Origin of the sequence: Amycolatopsis sp. 3B14 (assembly GCF_050958625.1) — a bacterium.
In the GTDB taxonomy this organism is placed as follows: Bacteria; Actinomycetota; Actinomycetes; order Mycobacteriales; family Pseudonocardiaceae; genus Amycolatopsis_E; species Amycolatopsis_E thermoflava.
Genome location: NZ_JBHZEN010000021.1, coordinates 124,341 through 142,706, shown reverse-complemented (window position 1 = coordinate 142,706; position 18,366 = coordinate 124,341). Strand labels below are relative to the sequence as shown.

Annotated in this window: 14 protein-coding genes; 5 read left to right on the top strand and 9 right to left on the bottom strand. The window is 73.6% G+C overall.

All coding sequences use genetic code 11. From position 1 onward, the window contains the following. Positions 1-158: 158 nt before the first annotated feature. Both ACCP09_RS11945 and ACCP09_RS11940 read left to right on the top strand, forming a co-directional pair. Positions 159-1,340 carry a sensor histidine kinase gene (locus tag ACCP09_RS11945; protein ID WP_433745802.1) on the top strand — a complete coding sequence of 394 codons (1,182 nt, stop codon included), beginning with the start codon at positions 159-161 and terminating at the stop codon, positions 1,338-1,340. Next, on the top strand, positions 1,337-1,984 hold the full coding sequence (locus tag ACCP09_RS11940; protein ID WP_027928613.1) for a response regulator transcription factor: 648 nt from the start codon (positions 1,337-1,339) through the stop codon (positions 1,982-1,984). The genes ACCP09_RS11945 and ACCP09_RS11940 overlap by 4 nt, the downstream gene beginning before the upstream one ends. 52 nt (positions 1,985-2,036) lie before the next feature. Here the strand turns inward: ACCP09_RS11940 and ACCP09_RS11935 are convergent, their stop codons facing one another. Beyond that, a complete protein-coding gene (locus ACCP09_RS11935) occupies positions 2,037-2,447 on the bottom strand; it encodes a hypothetical protein (RefSeq protein ID WP_027928612.1) in 411 nt (136 codons plus the stop codon). A 359-nt stretch (positions 2,448-2,806) separates the two neighbouring features. Between ACCP09_RS11935 and ACCP09_RS11930 the strand changes: the two genes are divergently transcribed. Next, positions 2,807-4,318: an alpha/beta fold hydrolase gene (locus ACCP09_RS11930; RefSeq protein WP_433745986.1), complete on the top strand. Its 1,512-nt coding sequence runs from the start codon at positions 2,807-2,809 to the stop codon at positions 4,316-4,318. A gap of 548 nt (positions 4,319-4,866) precedes the next feature. Here ACCP09_RS11930 and ACCP09_RS11925 read toward each other — a convergent pair. The 6 genes from ACCP09_RS11925 to ACCP09_RS11900 all read right to left on the bottom strand — a co-directional run bounded on the left by ACCP09_RS11925 (position 4,867) and on the right by ACCP09_RS11900 (position 14,957). After that, the gene (locus tag ACCP09_RS11925) at positions 4,867-10,353 is read right to left on the bottom strand and encodes a carboxyl transferase domain-containing protein (protein WP_123687279.1); all 5,487 of its coding nucleotides are present in this window, start codon (positions 10,351-10,353) and stop codon (positions 4,867-4,869) included. A gap of 245 nt (positions 10,354-10,598) precedes the next feature. Next, the gene (locus ACCP09_RS11920) at positions 10,599-11,207 is read right to left on the bottom strand and encodes a dihydrofolate reductase family protein (RefSeq protein WP_123685868.1); all 609 of its coding nucleotides are present in this window, start codon (positions 11,205-11,207) and stop codon (positions 10,599-10,601) included. Between the two features lie 96 nt (positions 11,208-11,303). Next, on the bottom strand, positions 11,304-12,476 hold the full coding sequence (locus ACCP09_RS11915) for an FAD-dependent monooxygenase (RefSeq protein WP_433745796.1): 1,173 nt from the start codon (positions 12,474-12,476) through the stop codon (positions 11,304-11,306). 9 nt (positions 12,477-12,485) lie between these two features. Then, positions 12,486-13,067, bottom strand: a complete 582-nt coding sequence (locus ACCP09_RS11910) for a maleylpyruvate isomerase family mycothiol-dependent enzyme (RefSeq protein WP_433745793.1) — start codon at positions 13,065-13,067, stop codon at positions 12,486-12,488. Next, positions 13,060-13,887 (bottom strand): fumarylacetoacetate hydrolase family protein, encoded by an 828-nt coding sequence (locus ACCP09_RS11905; protein ID WP_378362441.1) that lies wholly within the window; start codon positions 13,885-13,887, stop codon positions 13,060-13,062. The genes ACCP09_RS11910 and ACCP09_RS11905 overlap by 8 nt, the downstream gene beginning before the upstream one ends. Continuing rightward, complete coding sequence (locus ACCP09_RS11900) at positions 13,884-14,957, bottom strand: cupin domain-containing protein (RefSeq protein ID WP_433745790.1); 1,074 nt, start codon at positions 14,955-14,957, stop codon at positions 13,884-13,886. Before ACCP09_RS11900 ends, ACCP09_RS11905 begins: the two co-directional genes overlap by 4 nt. An 82-nt stretch (positions 14,958-15,039) precedes the next feature. Here ACCP09_RS11900 and ACCP09_RS11895 point away from each other — a divergent pair, with 82 nt between their 5' ends. Further along, positions 15,040-15,774 carry an IclR family transcriptional regulator gene (locus tag ACCP09_RS11895; RefSeq protein WP_123685864.1) on the top strand — a complete coding sequence of 245 codons (735 nt, stop codon included), beginning with the start codon at positions 15,040-15,042 and terminating at the stop codon, positions 15,772-15,774. Positions 15,775-15,777: 3 nt separating this feature from the next. Here the strand turns inward: ACCP09_RS11895 and ACCP09_RS11890 are convergent, their stop codons facing one another. Further along, positions 15,778-16,188: a RidA family protein gene (locus ACCP09_RS11890; protein WP_027928603.1), complete on the bottom strand. Its 411-nt coding sequence runs from the start codon at positions 16,186-16,188 to the stop codon at positions 15,778-15,780. Between the two features lie 62 nt (positions 16,189-16,250). Beyond that, entirely contained in the window at positions 16,251-16,766 is a 516-nt protein-coding gene (locus tag ACCP09_RS11885) for a lytic polysaccharide monooxygenase auxiliary activity family 9 protein (RefSeq protein WP_400985040.1), read from the bottom strand. 564 nt (positions 16,767-17,330) lie between these two features. Here ACCP09_RS11885 and ACCP09_RS11880 point away from each other — a divergent pair. After that, complete coding sequence (locus tag ACCP09_RS11880) at positions 17,331-18,356, top strand: S1C family serine protease (RefSeq protein ID WP_433745785.1); 1,026 nt, start codon at positions 17,331-17,333, stop codon at positions 18,354-18,356. Positions 18,357-18,366: the final 10 nt, after the last annotated feature.

Below are 18,366 nucleotides of genomic sequence, written 5' to 3'. Positions count from 1 at the left end.
GGAACCAGCGGAACCTCCCTCCCTGGCGGAACCGCGCGGTCCGACCACCGGACATCCACTACCGCACACCGACCCCAGCGCAACAACCCCCGAGAACCAGCCGGACCTCCTTCCCAGGGAGGAACCGCCCGGCGCGCCCGCCCGTTAGTGTCGGTTCTGTGCTCCTGGGGTGGGTTGGGCGGGCGGTCGGCGACCGGTTCGGGCCCGCGCGTCTGCTGCCGCTCGTGATCGGCCCTGGCTATCTGCTGCTGGTGCAGCGGCCGGAGCCGACGCCGGCGGATTGGGTGGTCGTGTTCGCCGCGGCCGGGGTGTTCCTCGCGGGCGGGGTGTGGCCGCTGGCGGTCGCGGGCGTGGAGTCCCTGCTCATCCTGGCCGCGCACCAGTGGGCCGACGCCACCCCGGTGGCGGTGAAGGTGCTGGCCGGCGTCGCGGTGTTCGAGCTGGCCATCCGCCGCCCGATGCGCACCGCCCTGCTCGGCGCCGCCGTGCTCACCGCGGTGTACTTCGTGCTCGGCACCTACGACCACATGCTGACCGGCGTGCTCGCCGTCGGCTACCGGGTCCTCACCGTCGTGGGCGGCCCGCTGCTGCTCGGCGCCTACCTGCGGGCCGGGGTGCGGGCGGTGGCGCAGGCGAGCGCGCGGGCCGAGGAGGCCGAGGCGCGCCGGGAACTCGCCGCGCGTGGCGCCCGCCTGACCGAGCGCACCGAGATCGCCCGCGAGCTGCACGACCTGGTGGCCCACCACGTCGCGTCGATGGCGCTGCGGGTCGGCGTGGCGCGGGCCGTGGTGCCGGACCTGGATCCGCGTGTCGGCGAGGTGCTCGACGACGTCCACGCCTCGGCCACCCGGACCCTCGCCGACCTGCGGGAGCTGGTGTCCGCGCTGCGCGACCCGGCGAGCGTGCGCGACCACGGCGTGCTCATCGAGACCGCGTCGCTGCCCGCCGCGGTGGAGTCGGTGATCGGGCGCAGCAGGCAGGCCGGGCTGGCGATCGACTGCCACGTCGACCCGGCGATCGCGGCGCTCGATTCGCTGCGCGGCCTGGCGGTGCTGCGGCTGGTGCAGGAGAGCCTGACGAACGTCGCCAAGCACGCCGGCCCCGGCGCGCGGGCGCACGTCCGGGTGGACGCCGGCGGCGGGCAGGTGCTGGTCGAGGTCACCGACACGGGTGGCGCGCGGGGCGGCGGCGGTGAACCGGGCTACGGACTGGTGGGCCTGCGGGAACGCGTCGACCTGGTCGGCGGCACCCTCGAGGCCGGCCCGCACGGCGACGGCTGGCGGGTGCGTGCGCTGATCCCGGCGGAGACGTCCGCCCCGGTCGATTCGGAGGTCCCGTGATCCGCACCCTGCTCGTCGACGACCAGCAGCTCGTCCGCGCCGGCCTGCGCATGCTGTGCGAGTCCACGTCGGACATCGAGGTCGTCGGCGAGGCGCCGCACGGCGGTGAGGCGATCCGGCTGGCCGGCCGGGTCAAGCCCGACGTGGTGCTGATGGACCTGCGGATGCCCGGCACGGACGGCATCACCGCGACGAAGACGATCCTCGGCGAGCGGCCCGCGACGCGGATCGTCGTGCTGACGACCTTCGACGACGACGAGCACCTGTACCCGGCGCTGGCGGCGGGCGCGTGCGGGTTCCTGGCCAAGGACGCCACGCCCGCCGAGCTGCTCGACGGGATCCGCCGGGCGGCCGCGGGCGGCAGCCCGTTCAGCGACGACGTCCTGCGGCGGCTGGTCGGGCAGGCGGTGCGGTCCAGGGCGGAGCGGCCGGATCTGCCGTTGACGCCGCGCGAGCGGGAGGTGCTCGGACTGGTCGGGATGGGACTGTCCAATGCGGACATCGCGGCGCGGATGCACGTCGGCGTCACGACGGTCAAGACGCACGTGGCGAACCTGATGGACAAGACCGGCAGCCCCAGCCGCGTGCACCTGGCGATCCTCGCCGTGCGCCACGACCTGACCCCGGACGACGGGAAACGATGACCCCCGGCGTCACCGGGGGTCACCGTCAGGGAGAGAGGCGGAGCGGGTGACGTCAGTCGTCGTCGCCCTCGTCCCCGTCGTCGTCCCAGTCGTGGTCGTGGTGGTGGTGACCCGCGACCGACCAGGTGTCACTGGAGTGCGCGCCCTCCGGGCCCGCCCACTGGCAGCCCTCACCGTAGAAGGAGGTGTGGCCGTTGGTTCCGGAGACGGTGTAGTCGCCGCCCGCCCCCTCCGGGCCTGCCGACAGGTTGGCGTCGTAGTAGCCGGCGTAGCCGTGACCGTAGCCGTCGTCGTCGTAGCCGTAGTCGTGGCCCGCGACCGAGCCGGTGCTGGAGATCGCGGCGCCGTCCGGGCCGGCGGACGCGGCGGAGTCGCCGTAGCTGTCAGCCGACGCGATGCCCGCGGCACCGAACGACAGCGGGATGGCCAGCAGACTGGCGATCGCGAAGCGACGAACGTTCATGGTTCTGAATTCCCTTCGTATCAACGGATTCCGGGCCGGAACCTGAGCGGCTCCGCGGACCGGGTGCCCGGGACGGCTGGGGCAAATCCGGCACGCAGATGTGACGCAGGACACGTTGCGATCACGGCGTGGCGACGCGACAGGCGAACTCTCGCTGGTCGGCCCCGCGAAACCGATCCGTCACGGCGGACGCCGCGAATTCCGTTGCCCCGCAGGGCATCCACCCTTGGTGCGTCACTCACGCGTGTGGACTGGACCAGGCCGCGGCGCTTGACAAGGATCGCCCCGCCGCCGATGCTCATCGCAGTAACTGTTACTTCGGGTAATAGCTTCAGCGAGGAGGCGGCGTGGTCCGGCGAGTGGTGTCCCGGGACGGCACGCGGATCGCGGTCGCGGAAGCCGGTGATCCGGCCGCGCCGACCGTGGTGTGCGTGCACGGCTACCCCGACGACCGGTCCGTTTGGGACGGTGTGGCGGCCCGGCTCGCGGACCGGTTCCACGTGGTCACCTACGACGTCCGTGGCGCGGGCGAGTCGGATCGGCCCGCGCGGCGCGACGGTTACGCGCTCGACCGGCTAGCCGAGGACCTGGCCGCCGTGCTCGACGAGGTCAGCCCGAACCGGCCGGCGCACCTCGTCGCGCACGACTGGGGGTCGATCCAGAGCTGGCACGCGGTGACCGGGGACCTGCTGCGCGGGCGGATCGCGTCGTTCACCTCGATCTCCGGGCCCTCGCTCGACCACGCCGGGCACTGGTTCCGCACCCGGTTGCGGCGGCCGTCGGGGTGGGGGCCGGCGCTGCGGCAGCTGGTGCACTCGACCTACATCGTGTTCTTCCAGATCCCGCTGGTTCCCGAGCTGGGCTGGCGGTCCGGGGTGGGCCGCCGGGTGCTGCGGCGGCTGTCGGGCAGTGCGGCGGGCAGCCCGGCGGTGGCGGACGCCGTGCACGGGCTGGAGCTGTACCGGGCGAACATCGGCGCCCGGCTGTCCCGTCCGCGGCCGCGGCCCGCGGAGGTGCCGGTGCAGGTGCTCGCGCCGCTGGACGACCCGTACGTGACGCCCGCACTGCAGACGGACGTGGCGCGGTGGGCGCCGCGGCTGTGGGTGCGGCGGTTGCCGGGCGGGCACTGGATCCCGCGCGAGCGGCCGGACGTGATCGCCCGCTGCACGGCCGAGCTGGTGGATTTCGCCGAGGGTGCGCCGGAGAGCCGGGGACTGCGGCGGGCGCGGGCGGCAGGGATGGTGGATTCCGCGGTGGGGACGACGGGAAGGCGGGCGCGAGCGGCCGGGCTGGTCGATTTCACGCCGGAAAGGCGGGCGCGGGCGGCCGCGACCGAGCTCGTGGATTCCGTGGAGAGGGCGTCGGAGAGCGTGGCGCTTCGGCAGGCGCGGACCGTCGAGGCCGGGCCGGTGGATTCCGTCGAGGGGGCGCCGGAAAGGCGGGGGCGGCGGCGGGCGCGGGCCGTCGGGGCCGGGCTGGTGGATTCCGTCGAAGGCGCGCCGGAGAGCCGGGGGCTGCGGCGGGCGCGGGGGGCCCGGTTCGACGGGTACCTGGTGGTGGTCACCGGGGAGAGCCGGTTCGCGCGGGCGGCGGCCGCGGCGTTCGCGAGGGCCGGGGCCGAGGTGCGCGGCGACGGGCCGGACGTGCCGGACGTGGTGGTGGACAGCCGGGGCACGGCGCGGGAGTTCGCGGCGCGGATGGCCGACCGTGGCGAGGGCGGGCAGCTGGTGCTGCACGACCCCGCGGAAGCCGCCCGCCTGCGACGCGAATACCCCGGCCTGAACGTGATCGTGGCCGGGGACGGCTCCCCGGAACGCGCGGCAAGGCGGGTGCTGCAGGCCGTGGCCCGCAACCGCCACGCGGGAACCTGACGCCGCACCAGCGGCCCGTACCGCCGGCGCGGCACAACCCCACGGAAGCCGCCCGCGACGGAATTTCCCAACCAGGACATGATCGCGGCCGGGGACGACTCCCCGGAACGCGCCGCAAGGCGGGTGCTGCAGGCCATGGCCCGCAACCGCCACGCGGGAACCTGACGCCGCACCAGCGGCCCATACCGCCGGTGCGGCACAACCCCACGGAAGCCGCCCGCGACGGAATTTCCCAACCAGGACATGATCGCGGCCGGGAACGGCTCCCCGGAACGCGCCGCAAGGCGGGTGCTGCGAGCCGTGGCCCGCAACCGCCACGCGGGAACCTGACGCCGCACCAGCGGCTCATACCGCTCGTGCGGCACAACCCCACGGAAGCCGCCCGCGACGGAATTTCCCAACCAGGACATGATCGCGGCCGGGGACTGCGCGTCGAAGCGCCCGGCAAGGCGCCCGGCCAACGCCGAAGCCGAAGGGGCGCCCGGCAAGGCGCCCGGCCAACGCCGAAGCCGAAGGGGCGCCCGGCCAACGCCGGGCGCCCCAGGGGATCAAGCGCGCGCCAAACCCCGCTCCACCGCGGCGATGATCTGCGGCCGCAGCTCCTCCGGGCGGATGATCGCGTCCACCGAGCCGACCCGTTGCGCCCGCTGGATCGAGTGCACCCCGTCGAACTCGGCAGCCACCTCGCCCAGCTTCTCGGCCCGCACGGACGCCCGCACGTCCGCCAGCTGCGTCACCAGCGCGGCCCGCGAAGCGCTGTCCGCCGCCGCGATCCGCGCCTCCAGCTCCGACACCCGCGGGTCGTTCGCCGTGCGGGAGTTGACCTCCTGCGCGAACACCACGGCCGCCGCGGGGGCGCCGCCCAGCACGGACGCGTACGAGCCGTCCACGGCGAGCACCGTCATGTTCGGGTTCAGCGTCTTCGAGAACACCACGAACGCCCCGCCGTGGTAGCGCGAGATGACACAGAACACGATAGGCCCGCGGAAGTTCACGATCGCCCGCCCGATCTCCGCGCCGTACTCCAGCTGGAGCTTGCGCATCGACTCCGGGGAACCGTCGAAACCGGACAGGTTCGCCAGCACCACCAGGGGCCGATTGCCGCTCGCCGCGTTGATCGCGCGCGCCGCCTTCTTCGACGAGCGCGGGAACAACGTGCCCGCGGTGTAGGTGTCCGGGCCGTCGGTGGGCGGGAAACCGCGCCGCGGCACCGACCGCGACTCGATGCCCAGCAGACACACCGGGATCCCGCCGAGGTGCACGTCCTGCACGACCGCGGTCTCCGCGTCCGCCATGCCGGCCCAGCGTTCCAGGATCGCGTGGTCCTGGTCGGCCAGCGCGCGCATCACGGTGCGGATGTCGAACGGCTTCTTGCGGTCCGGGTTGGTCTCCCGCGAGAAGATCTGGCCCACCGTGGTGAAGTCGGACCCGACGATGGCGTGCGGGTAGTCGCAAACGTCCCGGTCGACCGGGTCGGTCGTCGTCGCCCGGCGCGGGCCGGTCTCGCCCGGCAGCACGTACGTGTGGTCGTAGTGGGTCATCAGCACGCCGTGCGCGGCGCCCAGGTTCGGCGCCCAGTACTGCGCCTGACCGTTCGGCCCCATCACGCGGTCGTAGCCGCCGATGCCGAAGTTGTCCTCGGCGGACACGCCACCGGAGAAGTCCAGCGACTGCTTGCCCGTCAGCACCATCGCCGAATCCGGCGTCATCACCAGGATGCCCTTGGTGTGCATGAGCATCGTGGCTTCGGCGTTCCAGTACGGCTGCGCACCCACGTTGATGCCGGCGACCACGATGTTGATCTCGCCGCCGTCCTGGGTGAACTGGACGATGCGGCGCAGGGCCGCGGCGATCCAGTCCATGTTCTCGGTGCCCGAGTCCATCGCGATCCGCGCGCCTGCCGACAACGCGTACCACTCGACCGGGACTCGCAGCCGCTCCGCGAGGTCCAGCGCCGCGATCACGCGTGCACACTCCGGTTCGGACAGTGCGCCCAGCGCCTTCGTCGGGTCGCCGAGCAGCACCACGCGGGTCACGCCTTCCGGGTACCGCTCGGTCGGCGTGGTCGCCACCCCCGCGACGATCCCGGCCTTGTTCAGGCCCCGCTCACGCTCGACCGGCACCAGCGCCCCGGCGTCGTCGAGGTCGTACTCGGTGAACGAGCCGCCCTCGCCGGCGAGCATGCCGGTCAGCTCATACGGGTAGACCGTGCCGCGGCGCCGCGCGCGCAGCACCTTCTGGCCGTAGTCGTCCAGCGGCTGGATCAGCTCGGTCGGCGGGTCGGTGATGGTCAGCCGGACACCGGTGGCGACGTCGTAGGTCACCCGCACCGCGATCGGCCGCAGCTCGCCGGTCTCCTTGTCGCGCTGGCGGCCGAGGAACAGCACCTCCTCGACACCGGCGCCCGCGGTGGTCGGCACCACCCGCTGCGCGACCGTGTTCAGGTCGTCGGCGGTGAGGTCACTGGGCGGCCACACGTAGAGGAAGATCCGGTTGGTGTCGAGCCGCTTCTTCGCCGGGCGCTGGGCCTGCACCTTGCGGATCGCGTCCAGGCACGCGCCGAGCGCGCCCTCGACCGCGGGCAGGGCGAGGATGCGGCCCTCGTCGTCGCGCAGCGGGGTCAGGTCGCGGACCTGCGCCATCGCCACCAGGCGTTCGTCGGACGGGTTCTTCGGCGCGACGCAGCGCACCAGGTAGACGTCCTCGTCGGCCGACGGCAGCCGGGTGAGGTCGAAGTTCTGCAGGCGCCGCAGCTGCAGCCGCTGCCCGATCAGCGGGTGCAGGCCGCGGATCAGCCGCTCCTCGGCCAGGCCCGCCGACGACGGCCGGAACGTGAAGTGGTGGTGCATCGCCGATCCGCTGCGCCCGGCGACCGTGGTGGTCAGGCGGCGCAGGTTGTTCGGCAGCGCGACGCGGGACAGCACCTCGCGCAGCTCGGCGGCCATCAGGTCGGCCTCGGCCGGCTGGCCGGTCCAGGTCAGGTAGATGTCGGCGACCAGCGCGCCGGGCTCGGTCTTCGCGGCGACCTCGGCGACCCTGTGCACCGCGTCGGCCAGGCCGTCGAAGTCGGCGACGGTCGCGATGAGCCGCTGCCGCTGGCCGTCCAGGTCGTACCCGGCGGTGACGAACGCGTGCCCGCCCGCCGTGCCGGTCTCCACGCCCTCCAGGCCGTGCTCGCGGTAGTAGCGGCGGCTGAGCACCTCCAGCAGCGGGCCGGGGTCGAGGCCGGGCCGTCCGATGCGCTGGCCGAGCAGCCGCACCAGCGGTTCGGGGCTGGCGACCATCTCGGCGATGCGCTGCTCGCGGTCCGGCGCCTCCGGGTTCGCGTCGAGGTAGCTGAGGTGGCGGCGCACCTTGGTGTAGACCTCGGCGCGGGTGCGGCGCAGCAGCGGCTGGGCGAACCAGCGGAACACCAGGCTGCGGGCGAGGTCGCCGACCACCGGGAACCGCAGCTGGGTGGCGCGGATCAGGTGCTCCAGCGCCTGGCCGACGGTCTGCCGGAGCCCGTTGTGCGGCGGGGCCTCGGTGAGCCACTGCTGCAGCAGCGCGGTGATCACGGCGACGTCGGAGGCCGCGCGCTGCTGGGCGAGGAAGATGCGGAAGACCGCCTCCTCCAGCTCGGGCGTGCGGTCCAGCCCGTCGACGCCGTAGTGGCCCAGCACGCGGGTCAGGCGGCCCTGGAAGGTCTCGGACAGCCCCGCTCGCTCCGCGTCGAGGCTCTGCAGGTAGGTGTGGAAGTGCTCGCGCGGGCTGTGCACCCGCGTCTCGGCCTTGGTCTCCTCGCCTTCCGGCTTGTTGCGGGACAGCTCCGACAGGTCGGCGAAGACCTCCAGCAGCGCGGTCTCCGCCTCCAGCGGCCGCTGCGGCAGCTCGGCGCGCGCGGCCAGGTACCCTGCCAGGGTGCGGCCGCCGTCGCGCGGGTCGACGTCGAACCCGAGCAGCATGCTGCGCAGGTCGGCCAGGCCGCGCTCGACGCGGTGCGCCGCGGACAGCCCGTCCGGCTCGGACGGCAGGTCCAGGTCCACCCCGGCGGTCTCCGGGGCCGCGTCGGCGTCGTCGTCGGCGAGCGGTTCCAGCCGCAGCAGCGCGGCGCCGGTCTCCACCTGGCTGCCGACGGAGACCAGGGACTCCTTGAGCAGCGCCCGGAACGGCGCGCGCAGGACGGTCTCCATCTTCATGGACTCGAGCACCAGCACGGGGGCGCCGGCCTCGACCTCGTCGCCGACGGCGAGCGGCGTCGCGACCACCAGCGCCGGGGCGGGCGAGCGGACGACACCGCCCTCGTCGCGGCTGATCCGGTGGGTCACGCCGTCGACCTCGACCAGGTGGATCGGCCCGTGCGTGCCGGTCACCAGCCGGAAGCGGTGGCCGTTGACGTGGATCTGGCCGGTGTGGGAGTCGTAGCGTTCCAGCTCGGCGTCGACGGTCTCCACGTCGTCGCCAGTCACGAAGCCGATCCGGTAGCGGCCCGGCCCGGTCTGGGCGACGGTGAGGCGGTAGCTCGCGCCGCGCAGCTTCAGGTCGATCGGGCGGCCGACCTCGTGCTGCACCTGCGGGCGCCCACCGTGCGCGGTGGACAGCAGGCGCTGCAGCTCGACCTGCTTCTCGTCCTGGTAGGCCTCGATCGCGGCAGTGGCCAGCGCGATGCCGGAGTGCGCGTGCGAGACCAGGCGGCCCTGCGCGCGGACCCGGTCGATCCAGCCGGTGTCGGCACTCGCGTCGATCACCTCGGGCTGGCCCAGCAGGTCCAGGACGAAGCTCTTGTTGGTGGTGCCGCCCTCGATGAGCACGGTGGTCTCGCGCATGGCGCGGCGCAGGCGGGACAGCGCCTCGTCGCGGTCGCGACCGTAGGCGATGATCTTGGCGATCATCGAGTCGAAGTCGGCGGGGATCGTGTCGCCCTCGCTGACGCCGGTGTCGACGCGGATGCCCGGGCCTGCCGGGAGGTCGAGCAGCGCGATGCGGCCGGGGGCGGGCGCGAAGTCGCGGTCGGGGTCCTCGGCGTTGAGCCGGGCTTCGATGGCGTGGCCCAGCTCGGCGGGCGGGGCGCCCTCCAGCTTGCCGCCGGAGGCGACGTGCAGCTGGGCCTTGACCAGGTCCATCCCGGTCGTGGCCTCCGTGATCGGGTGCTCGACCTGCAGGCGGGTGTTCACCTCCAGGAAGGCGAACAGCTTCTCGCCGGGGTGGTAGAGGAACTCCACGGTGGCGGCGCCGCGGTAGCCGACCGCGACGGCGAGCCGCTCGGCGGAGGCCTTCAGCTCGGCCACCTGCTCCGGCGCGAGCACCGGCGAGGCGGACTCCTCGATGATCTTCTGGTTGCGGCGCTGCACGGAGCAGTCCCGCACGCCCAGTGCCCACGCGGTGCCCTGGCCGTCGGCGATGACCTGGACCTCGACGTGCCGGGCGCCGGTGACCAGGCGCTCCAGGAACACGACACCGCTGCCGAAGGCGCGCGCGGCCTCCTGGCTGGTGCGCTCGTAGGCGTCCCGCAGCTCGTCCGCGTCGTTGACGACCCGGATGCCGCGCCCACCGCCGCCCGCGGTGGCCTTGAGCATGAGGGGGTAGCCGATCTGCTCGGCGGAGCGCAGCGCGGCGTCGAGGTCCTCGACCGGCCCGCGGCTCCACGGCGCGACGGGCACGCCCACCTCTTCGGCGATCAGCTTGGCGCCGATCTTGTCCCCCAGTTTGCGCATGGCCTCCGGGTTCGGGCCGATGAAGGTGACCCCGAGCTTTTCGCACAGCTCGGCGAAGGCCGGGTCCTCGGCGACGAAGCCCCAGCCGACCCAGGCGGCGTCGGCCTTCGTCTCGGTCAGCGCGCGTTCCAGCACGGCGAGGTCGAGGTAGGGGCGGTTCGCCGCGGGGCCCAGGTTGTAGGCGATGTCGGCTTCCCGCACGAAGGTGGCGTTGCGGTCCACGTCGGTGTAGAGGGCCACCGTCTCGATGCGCGGCCCGCCCTCCGCGTTGAGCTCACCGACGGCGTGGATGAGCCGCATCGCGGCTTCTCCCCGGTTGACGATCGCGACACGACTGAACACCGAATCGAGCCTCACAAGTTGTGGTGGTTGGACTGCGCGGCCTCCCCTGGCTGCTGGTCCAGCATCGCGCGTACCCACCGGTAGTGTGATCGTCGCACCCGCACCGTGCCGACGGTGGTTTTTTGTCGGAACCCTCCAAAGGACCGCTCTGACCCGGGACTATGCCCACCGCTCGCGCGCACGCGGGACCACGCGGATCGTGAGAGCCTGGTCACTCGCCCTTGTAGAAGACGACCAACGGCGGGCTAGCCGCGGCGGCGCACCGGGAGGCGCAGGTGCAGCACGCCGTCGCCCTGGATGACCACGTCGGGGTCGCCCAGCATCAGGTTGCCGTCGGCCAGCGCGCCGAAGTACGGCTTCCCCCGGCCGAAGACGACCGGCACGACGTCGATCGCCACATGGTCGATGAGCCCGAGCGCCAGCGCCTGCCCGCCGACGTCACCCGCGCCCACCCCGATTTCGCCGTCGCCGGCCAGCTCCTGCGCTCGCGCGATCCCCTCCTCCACCGAGCCGGCGAAGTGATAGGGCGCCTCCGGGTGCCAGCCCGCGGGCCGCGGCCGGTGCGACACGACCACGACGTGCTCGCTCGCGGGCGGATGGCCCTCCCAGCCGTTGGTCAGGTCGAACTGGTGCCGCCCGACGACCAGGACCTTCTGGCGCGACCACATGCCGCGCACGTACTCGGCGGAGGCCGCCGAGACCCGGAACGGCGAACCGTGGATGTCGGGGTGGTCCTCGCCGACGAGCGGGTGGTCGCCGTTGAAGTACCAGTCGTGGAGCGGTCCGACGTCGTCGTTCTCGTCGGCGATGTAGCCGTCCAGCGAAGCCACCGCGTGCAGGTAGGTCGTCCCCATCGTCGCTCCTCCCAGGGGACCAGCGTCCCCCAGGGGCCGTGCGGGCGCAACCGCCCCGGCGGGGCACCCCGCCCGGCGAGGTGCCCCGTCACCGCCTCACGGCTGGTAGAGCCAGTCGGTCCAGCGGTAGTCGTCCAGGCGGCGTTCGGTCAGGTACTGGTTGCGCAGCAGCCGGGCCAGGCCGTCGCAGTGCCAGAGCTCGCCCCAGACCCGGGCGCTGGACTGCACGCGCGCGGTCCGCGCCGTGCGGGCCTGCTCGTACGACGCGAGCGCGGCCGGCCAGTCCAGCGCGGCGGCGGCCTGCTGCTTGGCGACCTCGCCGGCAAGGCTGTGCGCGTCCTCCAGCGCCTGGCACGCCCCCTGCGCGAGGTACTGCAGCATCGGGTGCGCCGCGTCGCCGGTCAGCGCCAGCCGTCCGTCGACCCAGCGCGGCACCGGCAGCCGGTCGTACATCGGCCACCGCCGGTCGCGCCACAGCCACGCCAGACCGCGCCGCACCGCGTCGCAGGTGTCGTCGAACGCCGCGTCCAGCTCGTCCGGGCCGCCCCACTCGCCCTCGCCGCGCTCGTACGCGGGCGAGGCGAACACCGCGACCGTGTTGAGCAACTCCCCACCCCGCAACGGGTATTGCACCAGGTGGCACTTCGGTCCGAAGTGGACGACCACGTCGGTGAGCACGTCGTCGTCGAGCCCGGTCACCTCGGACACCGGGCGGGTGCCGCGGTAGGCGACGTAACCGGAGCACACCGGCTGGTCGTCGGACAGCCGCGACCGCAGCGACGACCACAGCCCGTCGGCGGCCAGCGCGGCACCGGCCGCGAACTCCCGTTCCCCCGCCCGCACCCGCACGCCGTCGGGCCGCACCTCGACGTCGTCGGCCTGGTGGTCGGCCAGCAACTCGACCCCGGCATCCCGGCAGGCGTCGTGCAGGATCGTCAGCAGGTCGCTGCGGTGGATCACCACGTACGGCGCGCCGTAGCGCTCGACGAACCCCCGCCCGAGGTCGAGCGAGGTCAGCTCGGCGCCGTCGAGCGCGTCCTTGAGCACCAGCCGCCGCGGCAGCACCCCGCGCGCGACCACCTCGTCCAGCAGGCCCCACTCACGCAGGATCCGGGTCGCGTTGGGGGCCAGCTGCAGTCCCGCGCCCACCTCGGCGAACGCGGGGGCCCGCTCCAGCACGCGGACCCGCTGCCCGGTCGCGGCGAGGGCGAGGGCGTTGGCGAGCCCGCCGATCCCGCCGCCGACCACCACCACATCGGTGTCGGTCATGTCTTCCTCCTACAGCCAGGGGCCGAGTTCGGGGGCCTGGTCGGCGCGTCCGGTAAGCCAGCGCGCGAGGGCGGGGCCGTGGCCCTGCGCGGTCCGCCGCCGCAGCGCGTCGGTGATCAGCGCCTCGACCAGGTCGGCCGGCAGGTCCTCGAACCCGGCGCCGCAGTCGAGGTCGACGGCGTGCACGGCGACCTCGCGGGTGCGCATCCAGACGATCTCGGTGGCGGGCACGGTCCGGCCCTGCGCGGTGACCACCTCGTTGGCCCAGGCGTCCGCGGGCAGCGCCGCCACGTCGGCGGCCAGCGCGTCGGCCGAGTCGTGCACCAGCCGCCGCAGTTCGGGCACGGGCAGCTTCGCGCCCGCCTCGATCTCCGCGGCGCGGTGCTCGGCGCTTTCGTACATCCGCGACTCGACCCCGGTGCGGGCCCAGCTCAGCAGTCGCCGCAGCGCTTCGGCGTTGTAGTGCAGGTGGGCCACGAGGTGGCGGCGGGTCCAGCCGGGCAGCAGCGTCGGCGCGTCGAACGCGTCGTCGGGCAGCTCGTCGATCGCCCGGAGGACGAGCCGGGTGCCGTCGTCCATCCAGTCACTCATCGCGGGCCACGTTCTCCAGCCTGCCCAGACCGCTGATCTCGGTGACCAGCCGGGCGCCGTGGGACAGGTACCGCGGTGGTTTCCGCGCGTGGCCGACGCCGCCGGGGGTGCCGGTGGCGATGACGTCGCCGGGCCGCAGCGTCAGGATCGTCGAGGCGTAGCGGACCAGCTGGACCGGGTCGAACACCAGGTCGCCGGTGTTCGCCTTCTGGACCTGCTCGCCGTCGACCTCGCAGCTCAGCTCCAGCGCGGGTGTGGCGCCGCCGGGCAGCTCGTCCGGGGTCACCAGGTACGGGCCGAACGGCGTGGTGCCCTCGAACGTCTTGCCCTGCAACCACATCGGCGACCGGTACTGCCAGTCGCGGGTGGTGACGTCGTTGAGGACGCTGAACCCGGCGATCGCCGCGGCCGCCTCCGTCTCGCTCGCGCGGCGCACGGTGGCGCCGACGACGAGCGCCAGCTCGGCCTCCCAGTCGACCGCGTCCGACTCGGGCGGCAGCGCGATCGGGTCGGCCGGGCCGACGAGCGCCTCCGGGTACTTGGCGAACAGCGTCGGGTACCGCGGCAGTTCGCGGCCCATCTCCAGGATGTGGTTGCGGTAGTTCAGGCCGACGCACAGGATCTTGCCCGGCCGCGGGACGACCGGGGCGAGGTCGGCGCCGGCGAGCGGGCGCTCCGGCGTGACCGCCCCGGCCTGAGCGCGCCAGTCCTCCTGGGCCAGGAAAGCGCCGACGTCGGGCGCGCCGAGCTCGGCGTAGCGCTCACCTTCGACGCGGATGGCGCGGGTGCCTTCGGCCGTGCGCAGGGTCGCGAGCTTCACCGCCGCCCTCCCACCCGCACGCGGTCGGCGTGCAGCCGCTCGAAGATCGGGGTGTCGCTGAAGCGGAACAGGTCCAGCTGCGTGTCGGCGGCGAGGGTCACCTCGGCCCAGGACGGCACGACGAACAGGTCGCCGTGGTCGACGGTCCACTCCTGATCGGCGACGCGGACCGTGCCGGAGCCCTCGAAGACCTGCCACACGGCCGAGCCGACCTCCTGCCGCGGCGCGGTCTCGGCGCCGGCGCGCAGCCGGTGGAACTCGGCGCGGATGGTCGGCATGACGTCGCCGCCGGTGGTCGGGTTGGTGAAGCGGACCGCGGCGTGACCGGGCTCGACCACGCCCGGGTGGCCCTCGTCCTCCAGTGCCAGCTGGTCGGTCAGCGCGGCGTCGGTGTGCTCCCAGCGGTAGGCGGCGATCGGCGAGTTCACCGCAGGCGCGGTCTGCGACACCGGGCGCAGGCCGGGGTGGGCCCACAGCCGCTCGGCGCGGGAGCGCTCCGGGGTGTCGGTGCTGGACACCTGCTCGGGGCCGAACTCGAAGAACGCCGAGCCGGTGTAGTGCACGAACGGGATGTCCAGGCCGTCGATCCAGGCCATCGGCTCGCTGGAGGTGTTGTGGTGGCCGTGGAAGTGCCAGCCCGGGGTGAGCAGGAAGTCGCCGCGGCGCATGGCCACCGGGTCGCCGTTCACGACGGTCCAGACGCCTTCGCCCTCGACGACGAACCGGAACGCGTTCTGCGTGTGCCGGTGCTCGGGCGCGTTCTCACCGGGGCCGAGGTACTGGATCGCGGCCCACAGCGTCGGCGTCGCGTACGGCGCGCCGCCGAGGCCCGGGTTGGCCAGCGCGATGGCGCGCCGCTCCCCACCGCGGCCGACCGGCACCAGCTCGCCGGCCTTCTCCGCCAACGGCAGCAGGGTCTTCCAGCGCCAGGCGTGCGGGCGCATCGCCGGGGACGGGCTCATCGGCATCAGGTCGCCGATCTCGGTCCACAGTGGAACGAGCAGTTCCTCCGCGAACCCCCGGTACAGCTCGTCGAGCTCGGGGGACGGATCGGGCTGGTTGGCGGTCATCGCCTGGCCACTCCTTCCTCGGGACGGCGGGTCGAGGAGGACGCTAGGCGATGTTCTGCCAGCAGGGATCTAGAATTCTGCTGTGAAGAACAAGCCGCCGTACGCGATCGACTCGGTCGACCACGCGCTCCACCTGGCCACGGTGCTGCAGCAGGAGGGGCCGATGGGGGTGTCCGAAGCGGCCGCACGGCTGGGGGTGTCCCGCTCGACGGCGCACCGGCTGCTGCAGATGCTGGTGTACCGGGACTTCGCCGAGCAGGGTCCGGACCGCCGCTACCAGGCCGGGCCGGTGCTGCGGCCCGCGGATCCGGCCGGCGCGCCGGTGGCGTTGCTGCGCCAGGCGGCGATGCCCCACCTGCGTGCGCTGGTGGCGCGGGTGGGGGAAACGGTGAACCTGCAGGTCCTGGCGGGCACGGAGACGCGGTTCGTGGCGTCGGTGGAGTGCGACCAGATCCTGCGGGTGGGTGACCGCGCCGGGCGGGCCCTGCCGGCGCACCAGGTGTCCGGAGGCAAGGCGTTGCTGGCCGCACTGCCGCCGGCCGAGCTGACGCGCCGGTACGCCGGGACCGACGTGGACCTGGTCCGCCTGCGGCGTGAGCTGGGCCTGGTGCGGCGGCGCGGCTTCGCGGTCAACGACCAGCTGACGGAGACCGGTCTGACCGCGGTCGGGGTGGCGATCCCGTGGCCCGGCGGGGCCGAGCCCGTCGCCGCGTTGTCGGTGGCCCTGCCGTCGGCCCGGTTCGACCACGACCTGCTGCCCACGTGGGTCGGCGCGCTGTCGGCGGCGGCGACGGCGATCGCGCACGACCTGGGCTGAGGGTCAGCTCGTCCGCGGGATCGCGGCGATCGCCTCGACCTCGACGACGTACTGCGGCGCGGCCAGTGCCGCGACCACGGCCAGCGACTGCGCCGGGAAGTCGTCGCCGGGGAACCAGAGCTTGAACGCTTCGGCCTGAGCCGCGCGGTAGCCGTCGAGGTGCTCCACCCCGGCGACGAGCGTCAGCAGCTTCACGAGGTGTTCCGGACCGCCACCGGCGGCGGACAGCAGCGCTTCGAGGTTGGCGAAGATCTGTTCGCCCTGCGCCCGCGCGTCCGGCCCCGCGAGGGTGCCGTCCGGCCGGACGCCGAGCTGCCCGGCGAGGTAGACGATCTCGTGCCCCTCGGGCACGGACGCGAGGTGGCTGTAGCGCCCGGCGGGCGGCGCGACGGTGTCGGGGTTCCAGCGGTTCACCCGCGCCATGATCCACCCCGGGCGGCTGCACGGCAACCGTCCAGGGTGGACAGACCTGGCGATCAGCCGATCTGCAGGTCCACGCAGGCGTAGAAGGCGTTGGCGGTGTCGGCGATGTTCCACACCGCCAGGAGTTTCTGCCGCCCGGTGAAGCCGCTGAGGTCGACCGGGTGCGAGACGGTCGCCGCGGGCTGTGCGCCGCCGTCGTCGACGAACCCGACGCGGGTGTCGCCGATGTAGTACTCCCAGGTGCTGGTGCGGTGCTGGGCGGTGAGCCGCCAGGTGAAGGTCACCGTGCTGCCGACCGGGGTGGCGCGCCAGCCCTTGCTGTCGTCGTCGAGCTCGGCGAAGCGGGTGTTGCCGCCGCTGCAGCTGCGCAGCCCCTTCGGGCCTTCCACGCTCTGCGGTTCGTACTTGATGTCGCCGCAGGGCACGATCCCCTGCGCGCACTGGGCCTGCCTGCTGGGCGGCGAGTCGACGTAGCCGTGGGCGCTGGCGGTGCCCGGGAGGGCCACGAGGGCGACGGGAGCGAGAGCCGCCCCGGCGGCGATGGTCGCGATGCGTCGTCTGATGGTCATGTCGGCTCCTTGCGGTGAACCCGGATGACTTTGGTCTAGACCACGTGAGATCGACCATAACGTGAAGTTTGTTCGCGGTCAACGGCGGGGTCGGAAAAGCACCACCCGCGCGGCCGGCACCGCGTTGGCGACCCTCACGTCGCCATCAATGTCGAGCATCGGCGCGACCCGAGAGATGCCACAGGTGATCAGGGGCCTCGGTCCGCACGACCGCGACCGGTTCACCCGCACCAACCTCCCAGCTCCCACCGGCAGCTCCGGTCAGCACAAACGTGATCGACGGTCCGGACCACGTCTGGGCGAGGTCGCGCACGACTGGGCGACGCCGCCGTGCGAGTGCGGGGGCGGTGACGAACGTCCGGCCCGTCGCCAGGTGTTGTGCGCTCGCCGTACTCGAGGATCTGCCAGGCGTTGTGCGCGTCCAAGACACTGTGCCCAATCACCTCGACCGCGACGTCCAGGATCCTCCGCCGCGTGTCCGAGTTCGGCCGTCCCGGGATCCGCGCAGCCTCATCCGTTTCAGGTGAGGTTCGAAACTGCCGGAGATCCCTAACATCCGCCCCCGTGACCATCACCGCCGTCAGGGGCAAGGCGTGGATCATCGTCGCGGCGGTGGTCGCCCTGACCTCGTGCACCGGGGCCGCCCAGCCGGCGGCGCCGCCCACCACGGGGGCGCCGCCCGCGACGGGAGCCGTCACTTCCGTCGCGGCGCTCACCCAGGCCAGCGTCGTGAAGATCCTGACCGCGGGCGGCAACGGCAGCGGCGTCGTCTACGGCGCCGACGGTCTCATCCTCACCAACGAGCACGTGGTGCGCGGCGCGGGGGCGGTGCAGGTCGCCTTCGCCGACGGGCAGCGGGTGCCCGGGACGATCCGCGCCGTCGACGTCGTCACCGACCTGGCCCTGGTGCAGGTCGCCCGCACCGGCCTGCCGCCCGCGCGGTTCCAGCCCCAGCTCCCGGCCGTCGGTGAGCTGGTCGTCGTCATCGGCAGCCCGCTCGGCTTCGAGAACAGCGTCACCGCGGGCGTGGTGTCCGGGCTGCACCGCGAGATCCCGGGCAGCGCCGCCGAAACGCAGGCGCTCGTCGACCTGATCCAGACCGACGCCCCGATCAGCCCGGGCAGCAGCGGCGGCGCCGTGTTCAACGCCGCCGGCGAGGTCGTCGGGATCAGCGAGGCCTACATCCCGCCCCAGGCCGGCGCCGTGTCCCTCGGCTTCGCCATCCCCGCCGCGACCGCCGTCGACGTCACCGAGCAGCTGATGAGCACCGGCCGGGCGCGGCACGCCTTCGCCGGGCTCGAACCCGCCCAGCTCACCCCGCAGATCGCCGCCCAGCTGCGACTGCCGAGGGCGGACGGGGTGATCGTCGCCGCGATCGCCGACGGCGGCCCCGCCGCGACCGCCGGTCTCCAGCCCGGCGACGTGGTCACGGCGCTGGACGGCACGGCCGTCCGCACGCCGGAGGAGTTCCTCGGGCAGCTGCGCCGCCGCGACCCCGGCGACACGGTCACCGTCACGTTCCACCACGCCGGGGGCCAGGACGTCCGAACACCCCTGACCCTGACCGACCGCCCTGCGTTCAGCAGCTAGACCGGGAGGC

Coding starts and splice junctions, on each gene's coding strand:
- ACCP09_RS11885 (WP_400985040.1), bottom strand. CDS start 16,766: ATGACCATCAGACGACGCATCGCGACCATCGCCGCCGGGGCGGCTCTC.
- ACCP09_RS11900 (WP_433745790.1), bottom strand. CDS start 14,957: ATGACCGCCAACCAGCCCGATCCGTCCCCCGAGCTCGACGAGCTGTAC.
- ACCP09_RS11935 (WP_027928612.1), bottom strand. CDS start 2,447: ATGAACGTTCGTCGCTTCGCGATCGCCAGTCTGCTGGCCATCCCGCTG.
- ACCP09_RS11910 (WP_433745793.1), bottom strand. CDS start 13,067: ATGAGTGACTGGATGGACGACGGCACCCGGCTCGTCCTCCGGGCGATC.
- ACCP09_RS11920 (WP_123685868.1), bottom strand. CDS start 11,207: ATGGGGACGACCTACCTGCACGCGGTGGCTTCGCTGGACGGCTACATC.
- ACCP09_RS11915 (WP_433745796.1), bottom strand. CDS start 12,476: ATGACCGACACCGATGTGGTGGTGGTCGGCGGCGGGATCGGCGGGCTC.